The sequence below is a fragment of the Sagittula stellata E-37 genome (assembly GCF_039724765.1).
Lineage (GTDB): Bacteria > Pseudomonadota > Alphaproteobacteria > Rhodobacterales > Rhodobacteraceae > Sagittula > Sagittula stellata.
This window is the reverse complement of record NZ_CP155729.1, coordinates 1,044,036-1,056,905: the sequence shown is the minus strand read 5'-3', so window position 1 is coordinate 1,056,905 and position 12,870 is coordinate 1,044,036. Positions and strand designations below refer to the sequence as shown.

Genomic DNA, 12,870 nt, shown 5'->3' with positions numbered 1-12,870 from the left:
CGGGTTCCGGCCCGGACAGGGCCGGGTTCGCCACCCGCTTCACCTCCAGCGCACAACCTCTTGCGGGCTGGCGCGTTCAGTACGGAAACTGTTTGCCGGGTGCGCGCGTTCCGGCGTTCCGAAGGCGATCCCGCACAGCACGTCACGGTCGCTGACCACGTCGAACCACTCCCGCATGAAAGGTGAGAAGCCCGCGACAGAGGCCATGGCCACGGCGCCGATGCCCCGCGCCTCCAGCCCCAGAAGCACGGCGGTCACATATGCCCCGCAGTCCAGCACGCCATAGGCGCCCAGCACTTTCGGGGTCGTGATCAAAAGGAATCCGGTGGCACCGAAGAGACGGAAGTTCTCCTGCATCTGCCGGGCAGAGGCCACACGGTCGCCCTTCTCGATCCCCAGCGCACCGTAAAGCTGCCAACCGCATGTCCGGCGCCGCTCCTTGTAGACCCCGTCCCAGGCTTTCGGAAAAGGGATGTCGGAGGCGTGAGCCCCCGACTGCGCGTGGTCGAAAAACGCCGTGGCCAGTCGGGCGGTCTCCTCCGGCCCACACGCGTGCACTTCCCACGGTTGCGAATTGCACCAGGACGGCACCTGCTGCGCGTCTCGAAGGGCCGCCTCGACCAGCGCCGGGTCGACGGGCTCGTCAGTGAATGCACGGCACGAGGCCCGCGCCTGCAAAAGCCTGCCGAAGTCTTCGGCCGGCATCCTGTCCGAAGTCATATCAAGCCTTCCTGTCGCAGGGTTTCAAGGATCTCCGCGCCATGGGCGCCCCTCAGGGCTATGTCGCCCGTTGGCCGTGTCGCGCCGTCGAATCGCGGGGCAGGCGCGGGCACGCCCTCCCGCCAGATCCCCCGCGCGGCGATATGGGGATCTTCCTGCGCCTCCGCAGGGCTCAGCACCGGCGCCACACAGGCATCGGAGCCCTCGAACAGTGCCGTCCATGTGTCTCGGGACCGGGCAGCGAACAGGCCCGCCAGCCGCGCCGTCTGAACCGGCCATTGCTTGGGGTCGAACTGATCGGCAAGGCCCGGATCGTCGCGCAGCCCCATGACCTCCAGAAACTCGGCATAGAACTTCGGTTCGAGGCATTGCACCGCGACATGGCCCCCATCGGCACAAACATAACAGCGCGACCAGTGCGGCCCATCCAGAAGAGATTGTCCGCGGGCCTCGCGTGAGAACATCGGTCCCATCGAAAGGAGCAGGGACAACATGTGCGATGTCCCGTCCACGATGGCTGCATCCACGACACAGCCCTTGCCCGTCGTCCTGGCGTTCAGAACGCCGCTCAGTATGCCGACGGTGAGGTAGAGCGCCCCTCCCCCGATGTCGCCCAACAGCGTTGGCGGCACCCCGGGAATCTCGCCTGGCAAACCGCCGTAGAACAGCATCCCGCTCAGCCCGGCGTAGTTCAGGTCATGCCCCGACCGCAGCGCGCGGGGCCCGTCCTGCCCCCAACCCGTCATGCGCCCGTAGACCAGAGCCGGGTTCAGCGCATGCACGACCTCCGGCCCGAGGCCCAGCCGCTCCATCACGCCCGGCCGCATCCCCTCGATCAAAGCGTCCGAGCGCTGGACCAAGGCCTTGGCGACGGCGATATCCGCCGCCTCCTTGAGATCCAGCACGATGGACCGCTTGCCCCGGTCGAGCAGGTTCCGGGGCTGTTTCGACGGGTTGTCGTGGGTGGCGCGATGTACGACGGTCACCTCCGCTCCCAAGTCCGCAAGGTGCATGGCGGCGAAGGGGGCAGGCCCGAGGGCTTCGAATTCAAGGATGCGCAAACCGTTCAGCATGCCCGCACTGGACCGCAAGTCGACGCCGAAGGAAAGGGGTGCCTGCCGGGCACATTGTGGCCGCCGGGCAAGGCGGCACACAGCCCCGCCCTACGATGCGCATCGACAAAGTGGCACCCGTCTTCGCGACGACAGGACGCGCGTACCGCAGCGGCGGCCCTTTCAGCCAAGATCATCCTCGTAGCCCAGTATCGCATCCACCATCACCCGAACCGCCACGTCCATGTCGGCGGCGGAGGCGAATTCGTCTGGCCGGTGGCTGATCCCGCCCCGGCAGCGGACGAACAGCATCGCGATCGGGCAAAGGTCGGCCATCGCAGACGCATCGTGCGTCGCCCCCGATGGAATGGTCAGCGGCACGACGTCCGCCTTCCCGATCGCCGTTTCCAGCGCTCGCCTGAGGCTCAGGTCGCAAACCGCGGCTGGTTGCGCATAGGTCTGGACAGCCTTCAAATCGCAGTTGGCCGCGAAACAGATGTCCCGGGCCAGCGCCATGGCCTCGGTTTCGAACGCCTCGCGCAGCGTGTCTTGCGGTGCGCGGATCTCCAGCGGGAAGCGGACCTCGGACGGGATGGCGTTCACCGCGCCGGGTTTCAGCGCCAGCGTGCCCACCGTCGCCCGCAGGTCCGGAACCTGGACCGCTGCGTCGCTGACAGCCGCGATGATCCGCGACGCGGCCACCAGCGCGTCGCGCCGCCCGGCCATCGGCACGGTTCCGGCGTGACCGGTCTCTCCGGTGATTCGTATTTCGAACCGGGAAATCCCGCAGATCGCGCTGACGGCGGCAACCGGCAGGCTCTCGGCCTCCAGGACTGGACCCTGTTCGATGTGCGCTTCGAGGTAGGCCACGACATCGCCCCGGGACTGGCGCACCGCGCCAATATCGTCCACCGCCACACCAAATGCCCGCATCGCGTCACGCATCGCCACGTCGTTGACGTCGGTCATGTCCAGTGCATCGGCCTTCAGTGTCCCGGCCAAAGCACGCGGGCCGATCAAGGCAGTCGGGAAACGCACCCCCTCTTCGTCGGCGAAGGCCAGGATTTCGAGCGCGAAAGGCAAGGCGGGCAGGCGATCCTTCAGCGCCTCGGCCACCAGACAGCCAAGCGCGATGCCCATGATGCCGTCGAAACCACCGCCCGTGGGCACGCTGTCCTGATGCGACCCGATCATCAGCACCGGCTTGCCGTCCGGGTTCGGGCTGCGGCCCACCAGCGTTCCGGCAGCATCGAGCGCGGGATACAACCCTGCTTCGGTCATCCAGGCCGCGATCTGATCGAGCGCGGCCCGGTGGTGTTCCGTCCAAGGCAGGCGTGTCACACCTTCGGCGCTTGCCGAGGCGCGCGCGATCGCGTCCAATCGGGTGGCGGCGGTGTCTCCGTAGGTCATCTCACCCTTGTATTTATCATGATAAATTGATTCACTCGGTATCTTAAAGCATTCGTCCCAGCAGTCACGCCCGCATTCCATGACCTCTGTTCCCGTCCCTCCCCAACGCCGATCCCGCCCCGTGCGGGTGGCCGATGCGATCAAGGACTGGGTGGTGGAACAGGGGTTGAAACCGGGCGACCGCCTTCCCGGCGAGACCGAGCTGATCCAGCGCTTCGCCATGTCGAAGGGCACCATCCGCGAAGCGCTGCGGCTGTTGCAGGCACAGGGGCTGGTGGAGACCAAGACCGGCCCGGGCGGCGGTCTTTTTGTCGGTGAGGTTTCGCGTGAAAGGGCGCGGGCGCTGCTGGCGAACTTCTTCTACTTCCAGCACGTCACCATCGACGACATCTACCAGGTGCGTGTCGCGCTGGAGCCGGAGATGGCGGCGAGCCTTGCCGGGCGCCTGTCCGAGGAACAACTGGCGGAGCTGTCCGTGATCATGGAGGACTACGCCCAACCCGCCGCGGATGCGGAGGAGGAACGCATCCAGCACGTCTCCTCCCTCAGGTTCCACGCCCGCCTGGCGGACTTCGGCGAGAATGCGATGCTTGGGTTCTTCATCGGGTTCATGGCGCAGATTCTGACCGACCTGACGGTCTACAAGCGGCTCTACACACAGCCGAACCACGATCTTTGGCGCAACGGGCGCGAACACCAGATCGACCTGATCGCCGCCCTGCGGGATGGCGACGCACAGGCCGCGCGGCGCATCATGCACGAGCACATGCAGCAGGCGCGGCAGATGATGGAAGATCAGGAAGCCGAAGTGATGAAACGGTTCATCGTTTAGCGGAAATTGCGCCTGCACACGTCAGAACTGGCGACGCATCATGTCTCGCCTATCGGCAGTTCGGTCGAGGCGAACGGCAGCGCACGATGGGGATCGTCCGTCACCGGCACGTGGTGCAACCAGTCGGCATAAAGACCGTTGGTCGCGTGACCGTGCAGGACCCTAAGGGCCGAAAGCGGGGCTTCGGAATAGTCGACGCGAAGGGTCAGCGGCGGCGTCGACCGGCTGACCACGAGCAGAGCCGCCGACAGGAGACCCCGGCTGTCGCCCCCTGCGCGAGAGGCCGTCTCCAACGCCGTCAGAAGCCGTTCATCCAATCCGCCGGTCGCGGTCAAGAACCCTTCGAGGCAGGCGTCGAGCACCGCTTCCGAGGCGAGAAGGTTGCCGGCCACCACCACTCCTGCCGCTTCGCGCGCACCGGCGACCGCGATGCTGTTCCCGCCCGTGAAATGCGCCGTCGCCCCGGTCAGGTCGAGCGCCGACATCTGCCGCTCTGCCTTCCCGGTGTCGGGCGTGGTGACCCGCGCCACCGCCTCTGCCGCCGGGAGACCGCTGCGCATGAGCGCCAGTGCATCCGTGCCCCACATCGTGGAAGGGAGTGATCCCTGAGAAGCGGTCATGCCCGATTCGGCGTCTCCACGCAGGACCCACCCCCCAACGCACAGGCTGCCCGTCGTGGCCGCCCCCCCGCAAGCGCCCGTTTTTTCGTCGTATGCGAGGATCGAAATTGTCATGGATAGGTCCTTTCGTCGTCGGACTTGAATTTATCATGAAAATTTGGCCCACTGCAATTTATCATGATAAATTAGCCGCAGCCGGTGACGGTCCGGATGAAAAAACAGGAGAGGAAACCCATGTCGCTACTCAAGATGACCCGCCGGAGCCTGATGGCTGCCGGTACGGCGCTGGCGTTGACCCTGGCCGCTGTGCCGGGTGCGCAGGCGCAGACTCCCCCGGGCGTGCTGATCGTCGGCCAGATCGCGGAACCCAAGGCGCTGGACCCGGCGGCTGTGACTGCGGTGAACGATTTCCGCATCCTGATGAACGTCTACGACGGCCTCGTGCGCTACAAGGACGGCACTCTCGAGGTGGAGCCAGCGCTGGCGGAAAGCTGGGAGATCTCCGAGGACGGAACCGAATACACCTTCAAGCTGCGTGAGGGGGTGAAGTTCCACGACGGATCAGACTTCAACGCCGAGGCGGTGAAGTTCAATTTCGAGCGGATGCTGAACGAGGATCACCCCTACCATGACACCGGCCCGTTCCCGCTGGCTTTCTTCTTCTCAGCGGTGGAGAACGTCGAGGCCATAGACGACCTGACGGTGAAGTTCACGCTCGGCAGCCCCTATGCGCCGTTCCTGTCGAACCTCGCTTATCCCACTGGCCTGATCGTGTCGCCCGCCGCGGTGGAGCAGTATGGCGCGGACTTTGGCCGCAACCCGTCCGGGACCGGCCCCTTCAAGTTCGCCGAATGGCGGTCGAACGAGGCCGTGGTCGTCGAGGCCAACCCGGACTACTGGGATGGCGCGCCGGAGCTGCAGGCCGTGGTCTTCCGTCCGATCACCGACGCCAACACCCGCACCGCCGAGATGCTGGCCGGCGGGATCGACCTCATGGTCGAAGTGCCCCCCGTCGCGCTGTCGGAGTTCCAGTCCGACGCCTTCCAGGTCTTCGAGCAGGCCGGACCCCACGTCTGGTTTCTGATCCTGAACGCCAAGGAAGGCCCTTTCGCAGACAAGACCGTTCGGCAGGCGGCGAACTATGCGATCAACAAGGAAGCGCTGGTGAACGAGGTGCTGGAAGGCACGGCGGACGTAGCCGCGGGCCCGACACCCCCGGCCTTCGCATGGGCCTACAATCCGGACCTGGAGCCTTATCCCTATGACCCCGAGAAGGCCAAGGCGATGCTGGCCGACGCCGGGGCCGAGGGGGCGGAGCTGACCTTCTACGTGACCGAAGGCGGGTCCGGGATGCTCGACCCCATCGCCATGGGCACCGCGATCCAGGCGGACCTGGAGGCCGTGGGTTTCGACGTGAAGATCGAGACCTACGAGTGGAATACCTTCCTCGGAGAGGTGAACCCCGGCCTCGAAGGCAAAGCGGACATGGCCGAGATGGCGTGGATGACCAACGACCCGGACACCCTGCCCTTCCTCGCGCTACGCACCGACGCCTGGCCCGACAAGGGCGGTTTCAATTCCGGGTACTACTCCAATCCGGAAGTCGACGCATTGCTGGAAGAGGCCCGTGTCGCCACCGATCAGGACAAGCGCGCCGCACTGTACAAGGAGATGCAGACCATCGTGCAGGACGATGCGCCTTGGGTTTTCGTTGCCAACTGGAAACAGAACGCCGTGACCTCCGACCGGGTGGAGAACTTCACCCTTCAGCCGTCGTTCTTCCTGCTGCTCGACGACGTCGTGAAGAACTGAGGGATCGGCGCGTTTCGCGCCGATCCGCCGGGGGGCTGCCGCCCCCCGGACCCCCCGCAGGTATTTGTGCCAAGATGAAGGGACGGGCCGATGTCGCCTGTCCGGCGGGGACGTTATCTTTGAGCGAAGGAGGTCGCGGCGATGACCGGCTACATCCTGAAGAGACTGGTGTCGGCGATCCCGGTGCTGCTGGGCATCACGGTGATCGTGTTCCTGATCATGGCGATGATCCCGGGAGACCCCGCGACGGCGATCCTCGGGTCCTATGCGACTCCGGAGAACGTGGAGAAGCTGAACCGCGACCTCGGATTGGACAAACCCTTGGTGTCGCAGTATTTCATCTGGCTCGGCAACATGTTGACCGGGGATTTCGGACAGTCCTTCGCGCTGAACCGGCCGGTGCTCGACGAGGTGCTGGAACGGTTCAACGGGACGCTGGTACTGGCCGGGACGTCGTTTGTCCTTTGCGCCGTGTTCGGCATCGTCGCGGGGGTGATCTCGGCCGCGAACCAGTACGGTTGGGCGGACAAGGGGATCACCTTCGCGGTCCTCCTGGGGATCTCCATCCCGTCGTTTTTCCTTGGCATGATGATGATCCTGCTGTTCGGGGTGAACCTGCGATGGTTCCCGGTCTCCGGCATGTGGCCGATCTACGGCGACCGGACGCTCTGGGTTCTGATCGACCACCTTGCCATGCCGGCGTTTGCGCTCTCTGTAGTGGCCACCGGGGTCGTTGCCCGCCTGTCGCGGTCGGCCATGCTGGAGGTGTTGCGGCAGGACTTCATCCGCACCGCCCGCGCCAAGGGGGTGCACGAGCGCGGCGTGATCTGGCGCCATGCGCTGAAGGCCGCGATGGTATCGATCATCCCGGTGCTGGGCATCCAGGCGGGTTTCGTCCTGTCGGGAGCCGTCTATATCGAGATCGTCTTTCAGTGGCCCGGCGTAGGGCGGATGCTGGTCGATGCCATCCTGAAGCGTGACATCCTGCTGGTGCAGGGAGGCGTGGTCTTCGTCGCCGCCTGCTACGTCCTGTTCAACATTCTTGTGGACGTGGCGCAAAGCCTTCTGGACCCGAGGATCAAGACATGAACGCCTTCTTCAAACTCCTCGCCCGCAATCGCCTGGCGCTCGCCGGAGGGATCGTGCTGTCGCTGGTCGTGCTGCTGGCGCTGGTCACGCCGCTGCTGCCGTTGAAGGATCCCGACGTCACCAACACCGCATTCCGGTTCCAGCCGCCGTTCTCGGAAGGTGCGCTTCTGGGCACCGACCACCTTGGCAGGGACCTGCTGGCGCGCCTGCTGTACGGGACCCGGTTGTCGCTGGCGGTGGGCTTTGCCGCCGCCGTCGCCGCGGCGACCATCGGGGCGGCCATCGGGATCGTCGCGGGTTTCTACGGAGGCCGGACGGACAACATCATCATGCGCGGCGTCGACATGTTGATGGCCTTTCCCTACATCCTGCTGGCTCTGGCCATCGTCGCGGCGCTTGGTCCCGGCCTGCTGAACGCGCTGATCGCCGTGGCTGTCGTGAACGTGCCCTTCTTCGCGCGCAACATCCGGGGCATCACTGTGGGCATCGCGCACAAGGAGTTCGTGGATGCCGCGCGCCTTGCCGGGCTGTCGAACACGCGGATCATCCTGTCGGAAATCCTGCCGAACGTGATCCCGGTCATCGTGATCGCAATGTCCACCACCATCGGCTGGATGATCCTTGAAACCGCAGGTCTGTCGTTCCTGGGTCTCGGGTCGCAGCCGCCGCAGGCCGATCTGGGGTCGATGCTGGGCGAAGCGCGGTCGGCGCTGATCACCAACCCGCATACCTCTGTCGTGCCGGGTGCGATGATCCTGATCATCGTCATGTCGATCAACCTGCTGGGCGACGGCGTGCGCGATGCGCTGGACCCCCGGCTGAAGTCGGGCGCCCTGTCGCGCCCGATGGCGGCGACCCGGGTGGAGCGTCGCGACCCCGTCCCGCAGGCAGAGGGCAAGGGTCTGCTGGAGGTGCAGGACCTGGAGACCCAGTTCCACGTCAAGGACCGCATCTACCGTGCGGTGGGCGGTGTCGACCTGCACGTCGAGAAGGGAGAATGCCTTGGCATCATCGGCGAATCCGGGTCCGGCAAATCGGTCACGGCGCTGTCCGTCATGGGACTTGTCGCCTCGCCCCCGGGCGTCATCACCGGGGGCGCGGTGCGCTACGACGGAGAGGATCTCGTCGGCGCGCCCTATCGCAAGCTCCGGTCGATGCGCGGCAAGAACGTCGCATACATCTTCCAGGACCCGCTGGCGACGCTGCACCCGCTCTACCGCGTCGGCGATCAGTTGATCGAGGCGATCCGGTCCCACCGCCCCATCGGCAAGGCGGAAGGCAAGCGCAAGGCCATCGAACTGCTCGAAGCGGTGCGCATTCCGAACCCCGCCAAGCGCATCACCGACTACCCGCACGAAATGTCGGGCGGGATGCGTCAGCGTGTGGGCATCGCCATGGCGCTTGCCAACGAGCCGGACGTGATCATCGCCGACGAACCGACGACCGCGCTCGACGTGACGGTGCAGGCGCAGGTGCTGACCATCCTCGATGACCTCAGACGTTCGCGCGGGCTGGCCATCGTCTTCATCACCCATGACTTCGGCGTTGTGGCGCAGCTGTGTGACCGCGTGGCGGTGATGTACGCCGGGCGGATCGTGGAGGAAGGCACCACCGACGAGATCCTGAAGGCGCCCCGCCACCCCTATACCGCGCGGCTCATGGCCTGCGTGCCGGAACTGGGCGGGGGCAAGCGGCGGCTGGAAGCCATCGCCGGCTTGCCGCCCGTCGTCGACAAGCTGCCGGCCGGGTGCGCCTTTGCCGACCGGTGCCTGAAGGCGCAGGACGATTGCCGCCAGGGCGACATTCCGCTGGAGCGCGTCGGTTCGCACGCCGTGCGCTGCCTCCACCCCGAAACCCCGCTGTCGGAGGCCGCCGAATGACCGATGCCCTGACCCTCTCCAACCTGTCGAAGACCTTTCCGGTGGGGCGCTCCCTGTTGGGCAAGGCCACCGGATCGGTCAAGGCCGTCCACCCGATCACGCTGTCCGTCCGCAAAGGGGAGACCCTTGGCATCGTTGGGGAATCCGGCTGCGGGAAATCCACGCTGGCGCGGATGCTCGTGGGGTTGTTGTCACCCTCGACCGGGACGATCCAGATCGAAGGCAAGGCTCTCGACAATGCTGACGCGGCGGCCTTCGGGAAGCGCATCCAGTACGTCTTTCAGGACCCGATCTCTTCGCTGAACCCGCGCAAGACGATCCGGCAGGTGATGGAAGCGCCTCTGAAACACCTGCACGGCATGCCCGCCGCAAATCGCCGCGAACGCATCCGCGAGATCTTCGACAGCGTGAACCTGCGCGAAGAATTCCTGGACCGCTACCCGCACGAGTTCTCCGGCGGGCAGGCGCAACGGATCGGGATCGCGCGGGCGCTGGCGGCCAATGCCTCCATCCTGATCCTCGACGAGCCCGTCTCTGCCCTTGACGTGTCGGTGCAGGCGCAGGTGCTGAACCTGCTGGCAGATCTGCGCCGCGAATACGATCTGACCTATCTCTTCATCAGCCATGACCTTGCGGTGGTGGAGGCCGTCAGCGACCGGATCGCAGTGCTGTACTTCGGCTCGGTGGTAGAGGTTGGCCCGGCGGAAGAGATCTTTGCCCAGCCACGCCATCCCTACACCCAGCTTCTGGCCAACAGCGCGCCGGTGGTCGGCCGTCCGCTGACCGCGCCCGAAGGCAAGGCGACCGAACTGCCCGACCCGCTGAATCCACCGCCTGGCTGCGCCTTTGCCGCGCGCTGTCCGCGCGCCAGCGACAGATGCAGGGCAGAGGTGCCCCGGTTGACTCCGGTCGGGGGACAGACGGAAGCCGCCTGTTTCCACCCGCTCGGCGACTGATCGGGATCGGCACAGGAAAGACGTGCGAAACCGCCCGCGCGCACCTATCTGGGGAGGATGACGCTTCCTACTCCCCTCCGGGACTGGTTCCACGCGCGCGGCTGGCAGGTTCACCCGCACCAGCAGGCCATGCTGGACCGGGCCGCCTCCCCCTCGCTGCTGCTGATCGCTCCGACCGGTGGCGGCAAGACGCTGGCGGGTTTCCTGCCGACCCTTTCTGGACTGACGGAAAAGCCGCGCGACGGGCTGCACACACTCTACATCTCGCCGCTGAAGGCGCTGGCCGCCGACATAAGACGCAACCTGTTGGTCCCCATCGAAGAGGCGGGCCTGCCGATCCGGGTGGAGGACCGCACCGGCGACACCTCTTACACCCGCAAGCGACGCCAACGCGCCGATCCGCCGCACATCCTGCTGACCACTCCGGAATCCCTGGCACTGCTGACGTCCTATGAAGACGCCGCACGCACTTTCGCCGGGATCGAACGGATCATCATCGACGAGATCCACGCACTGGCGGAATCGAAACGCGGCGACCAGTTGATGCTGGCACTGGCGCGCTTGCAAACCTTGGCACCGAACCTGCGCCGCGTGGGCCTGTCGGCCACGGTGGAGGACCCGGACGCTATCGCGCGGCTGATGTCGTTCGGCGATACAACGACAGAGATCCTGCATGCCGACCCCGGACCCGATCCGGACATCCGGATGCTGCGGACCGAAGAGACCCCGCCATGGGCTGGCGGCGGTGCCGCCTATGCCATTCCCGCCGTGCTGGAGCAGGTGAAGCAGCACAAGACCACGCTCATCTTCCATAACACCCGCGCACAGGCCGAGATCTTCTTTCACAATCTGTGGCTCGCGAACGAGGACGGGTTGCCGATAGGCATCCACCACGGCTCGCTGGACCGAGGCCAGCGCGAAAAGGTCGAGGCCGCAATGGTCGCCGGCAAATTGCGCGCCATCGTCTGCACCGGCTCGCTCGACCTCGGGATCGACTGGGGCGACGTGGACCTCGTGATCCAAGTGGGCGCGCCGAAGAACGTCAAGCGGCTGGTACAGCGGATCGGGCGCGCGAACCACCGCTACAACGCCCCGTCGAAGGCGCTGCTGGTGCCCGCCAACCGGTTCGAGATCGTCGAATGCGTAGCCGCGCTCGAGGCGGTGAAGGCGCATGACCTCGACGGAGAGCCACGCGGCCCCGGCCCGCGCGACGTGCTCTGTCAGCACATTCTGATCGCCGCCGCCTCCGGTCCGTTCGACGCCGACGCGCTCTATGCCGAGATGTCCGCCGCCGGTCCCTATCGGGGGCTGAGCCGCGCGCAGTTCGATGCCTGCCTCGATTTCTGTGCCACGGGCGGCTATGCGCTGCGTGCCTACGACCAGTGGAAGCGCCTGCAACTGAGGCCAGACGGCCTGTGGCAGTTGCGCGACCCGCGCTCGGCCACGCGCATCCGGCAGAACGTCGGCACGATCCAAGACACCGACACGCTGAAGGTCCGCTGGAAAGGGCGTGGCGGCGCACCGCTGGGCGAGATCGAGGAGGGCTTTGCCGCCTCGCTGACGAAGGGCGACACCTTCCTGATCGGCGGGCAGATCGTGCGCTATGAAGGTCTGCGGGAACTGACCGTCGAAGTCACACGCGACGCGCACAAGAAACCGAAGATCGCCACCTTCATGGGCACGAAGTTCGCCACCTCCACGCAGCTTTCGGAACGCATCCTTCGACTTTTCCAGCAGGAGACATGGCCGGAGCTGCCCGACCACACCGCGCAATGGCTGGCCCTTCAGCGCGAACGGTCCCGTCTGCCCGAACCCGGGCGCCTGCTGGTCGAAAGCTTCCCGCACGATGGACGCGAACAGTTCGTGGCCTACGGCTTTGCCGGGAGGAACGCGATGCAGACGCTGGGGCTTTTGCTGACCAAGCGGATGGAGGAAATGGGCCTCGCGCCGATGGGGTTCGTTGCGACGGACTATGCCACACTCATATGGGGGCTGGACAGCGTGGCCGACCCGGCACCGCTGTTCGACGTCGCGGCGCTGGAGGCGGGCCTCGACGGCTGGCTGGCGGGCAACGCGGTGATGAAAAGGACCTTCCGCACCTCTGCCACCATCGCCGGGCTGATCGAACGGCAGCTTGGCGGTCAACGCAAGACCGGGCGGCAGGCAACCATGTCGTCTGATATCCTTTACGATACGCTGCTCAAATACGACCCCGACCACCTGCTGATGCAGATCACCCGCGAAGAGGCGATGCGCGGACTCGTCGATTTTTCCCGCATCCGCGAGATGTGCGCCCGTGTGGGCAACCGCATCGACCACATGCAGTTGGATCGCGTGACGCCGCTGGCCGCGCCGCTGTTCCTTGAACCCGGGCGCGTGCCGGTGAACGGTTCAGCCGACCAGCGCTTGCTGGAAGAAGAGGTCACGCGCCTGATGTCCGAAAGCGGCCTGTCCGAAGTGGAGGTCACCAAGAAGACATGGCGCGTTCCGTTCTGAAGG

At 65.8% G+C, this 12,870-nt stretch carries 10 protein-coding genes; 6 read left to right on the top strand and 4 right to left on the bottom strand.

Going from position 1 to position 12,870, the window contains the following annotated elements:
- Nucleotides 1–39 precede the first annotated feature (39 nt).
- The 3 genes from ABFK29_RS04995 to ABFK29_RS04985 all read right to left on the bottom strand — a co-directional run bounded on the left by ABFK29_RS04995 (nt 40) and on the right by ABFK29_RS04985 (nt 3,182).
- Nucleotides 40–720 (bottom strand): nitroreductase, encoded by a 681-nt coding sequence (locus ABFK29_RS04995; RefSeq protein WP_157136377.1) that lies wholly within the window; start codon nt 718–720, stop codon nt 40–42.
- Nucleotides 717–1,793, bottom strand: coding sequence for a CaiB/BaiF CoA transferase family protein (locus ABFK29_RS04990; RefSeq protein WP_005855268.1), 1,077 nt, complete (start codon nt 1,791–1,793; stop codon nt 717–719). The genes ABFK29_RS04995 and ABFK29_RS04990 overlap by 4 nt, the downstream gene beginning before the upstream one ends.
- 162 nt (nt 1,794–1,955) lie before the next feature.
- Nucleotides 1,956–3,182 carry a M20 family metallo-hydrolase gene (locus ABFK29_RS04985; protein WP_005855266.1) on the bottom strand — a complete coding sequence of 409 codons (1,227 nt, stop codon included), beginning with the start codon at nt 3,180–3,182 and terminating at the stop codon, nt 1,956–1,958.
- 121 nt (nt 3,183–3,303) lie between these two features.
- Between ABFK29_RS04985 and ABFK29_RS04980 the strand changes: the two genes are divergently transcribed.
- On the top strand, nt 3,304–4,014 hold the full coding sequence (locus ABFK29_RS04980) for a FadR/GntR family transcriptional regulator (RefSeq protein WP_005855264.1): 711 nt from the start codon (nt 3,304–3,306) through the stop codon (nt 4,012–4,014).
- Between the two features lie 38 nt (nt 4,015–4,052).
- On the opposite strand, the gene ABFK29_RS04975 is transcribed toward ABFK29_RS04980, so the two are convergent.
- Entirely contained in the window at nt 4,053–4,748 is a 696-nt protein-coding gene (locus tag ABFK29_RS04975) for a DUF1028 domain-containing protein (protein WP_040604049.1), read from the bottom strand.
- 120 nt (nt 4,749–4,868) lie between these two features.
- On the opposite strand from ABFK29_RS04975, the gene ABFK29_RS04970 reads away from it, so the two are divergent.
- The 5 genes from ABFK29_RS04970 (at nt 4,869) to ABFK29_RS04950 (ending at nt 12,867) form a co-directional block, all read left to right on the top strand.
- Nucleotides 4,869–6,446 carry an ABC transporter substrate-binding protein gene (locus ABFK29_RS04970; RefSeq protein WP_040604048.1) on the top strand — a complete coding sequence of 526 codons (1,578 nt, stop codon included), beginning with the start codon at nt 4,869–4,871 and terminating at the stop codon, nt 6,444–6,446.
- Between the two features lie 141 nt (nt 6,447–6,587).
- Nucleotides 6,588–7,535 (top strand): ABC transporter permease, encoded by a 948-nt coding sequence (locus ABFK29_RS04965; RefSeq protein WP_005855256.1) that lies wholly within the window; start codon nt 6,588–6,590, stop codon nt 7,533–7,535.
- Nucleotides 7,532–9,415: a dipeptide/oligopeptide/nickel ABC transporter permease/ATP-binding protein gene (locus tag ABFK29_RS04960; protein WP_005855254.1), complete on the top strand. Its 1,884-nt coding sequence runs from the start codon at nt 7,532–7,534 to the stop codon at nt 9,413–9,415. Before ABFK29_RS04965 ends, ABFK29_RS04960 begins: the two co-directional genes overlap by 4 nt.
- Nucleotides 9,412–10,371: an ABC transporter ATP-binding protein gene (locus ABFK29_RS04955; protein ID WP_005855252.1), complete on the top strand. Its 960-nt coding sequence runs from the start codon at nt 9,412–9,414 to the stop codon at nt 10,369–10,371. The genes ABFK29_RS04960 and ABFK29_RS04955 overlap by 4 nt, the downstream gene beginning before the upstream one ends.
- Nucleotides 10,372–10,428: 57 nt before the next feature.
- Nucleotides 10,429–12,867, top strand: a complete 2,439-nt coding sequence (locus tag ABFK29_RS04950) for a ligase-associated DNA damage response DEXH box helicase (RefSeq protein WP_040604047.1) — start codon at nt 10,429–10,431, stop codon at nt 12,865–12,867.
- The last annotated feature ends 3 nt before the right edge of the window (nt 12,868–12,870 follow it).

What these genes read in the sequence shown, in the direction of transcription:
- ABFK29_RS04965 (WP_005855256.1), top strand. Translation starts at nt 6,588, where the DNA reads ATGACCGGCTACATCCTGAAGAGACTGGTGTCGGCGATCCCGGTGCTG.
- ABFK29_RS04995 (WP_157136377.1), bottom strand. Translation starts at nt 720, where the DNA reads ATGACTTCGGACAGGATGCCGGCCGAAGACTTCGGCAGGCTTTTGCAG.
- ABFK29_RS04985 (WP_005855266.1), bottom strand. Translation starts at nt 3,182, where the DNA reads ATGACCTACGGAGACACCGCCGCCACCCGATTGGACGCGATCGCGCGC.
- ABFK29_RS04975 (WP_040604049.1), bottom strand. Translation starts at nt 4,748, where the DNA reads ATGACAATTTCGATCCTCGCATACGACGAAAAAACGGGCGCTTGCGGG.
- ABFK29_RS04955 (WP_005855252.1), top strand. Translation starts at nt 9,412, where the DNA reads ATGACCGATGCCCTGACCCTCTCCAACCTGTCGAAGACCTTTCCGGTG.
- ABFK29_RS04960 (WP_005855254.1), top strand. Translation starts at nt 7,532, where the DNA reads ATGAACGCCTTCTTCAAACTCCTCGCCCGCAATCGCCTGGCGCTCGCC.
- ABFK29_RS04950 (WP_040604047.1), top strand. Translation starts at nt 10,429, where the DNA reads ATGACGCTTCCTACTCCCCTCCGGGACTGGTTCCACGCGCGCGGCTGG.
- ABFK29_RS04990 (WP_005855268.1), bottom strand. Translation starts at nt 1,793, where the DNA reads ATGCTGAACGGTTTGCGCATCCTTGAATTCGAAGCCCTCGGGCCTGCC.
- ABFK29_RS04970 (WP_040604048.1), top strand. Translation starts at nt 4,869, where the DNA reads ATGTCGCTACTCAAGATGACCCGCCGGAGCCTGATGGCTGCCGGTACG.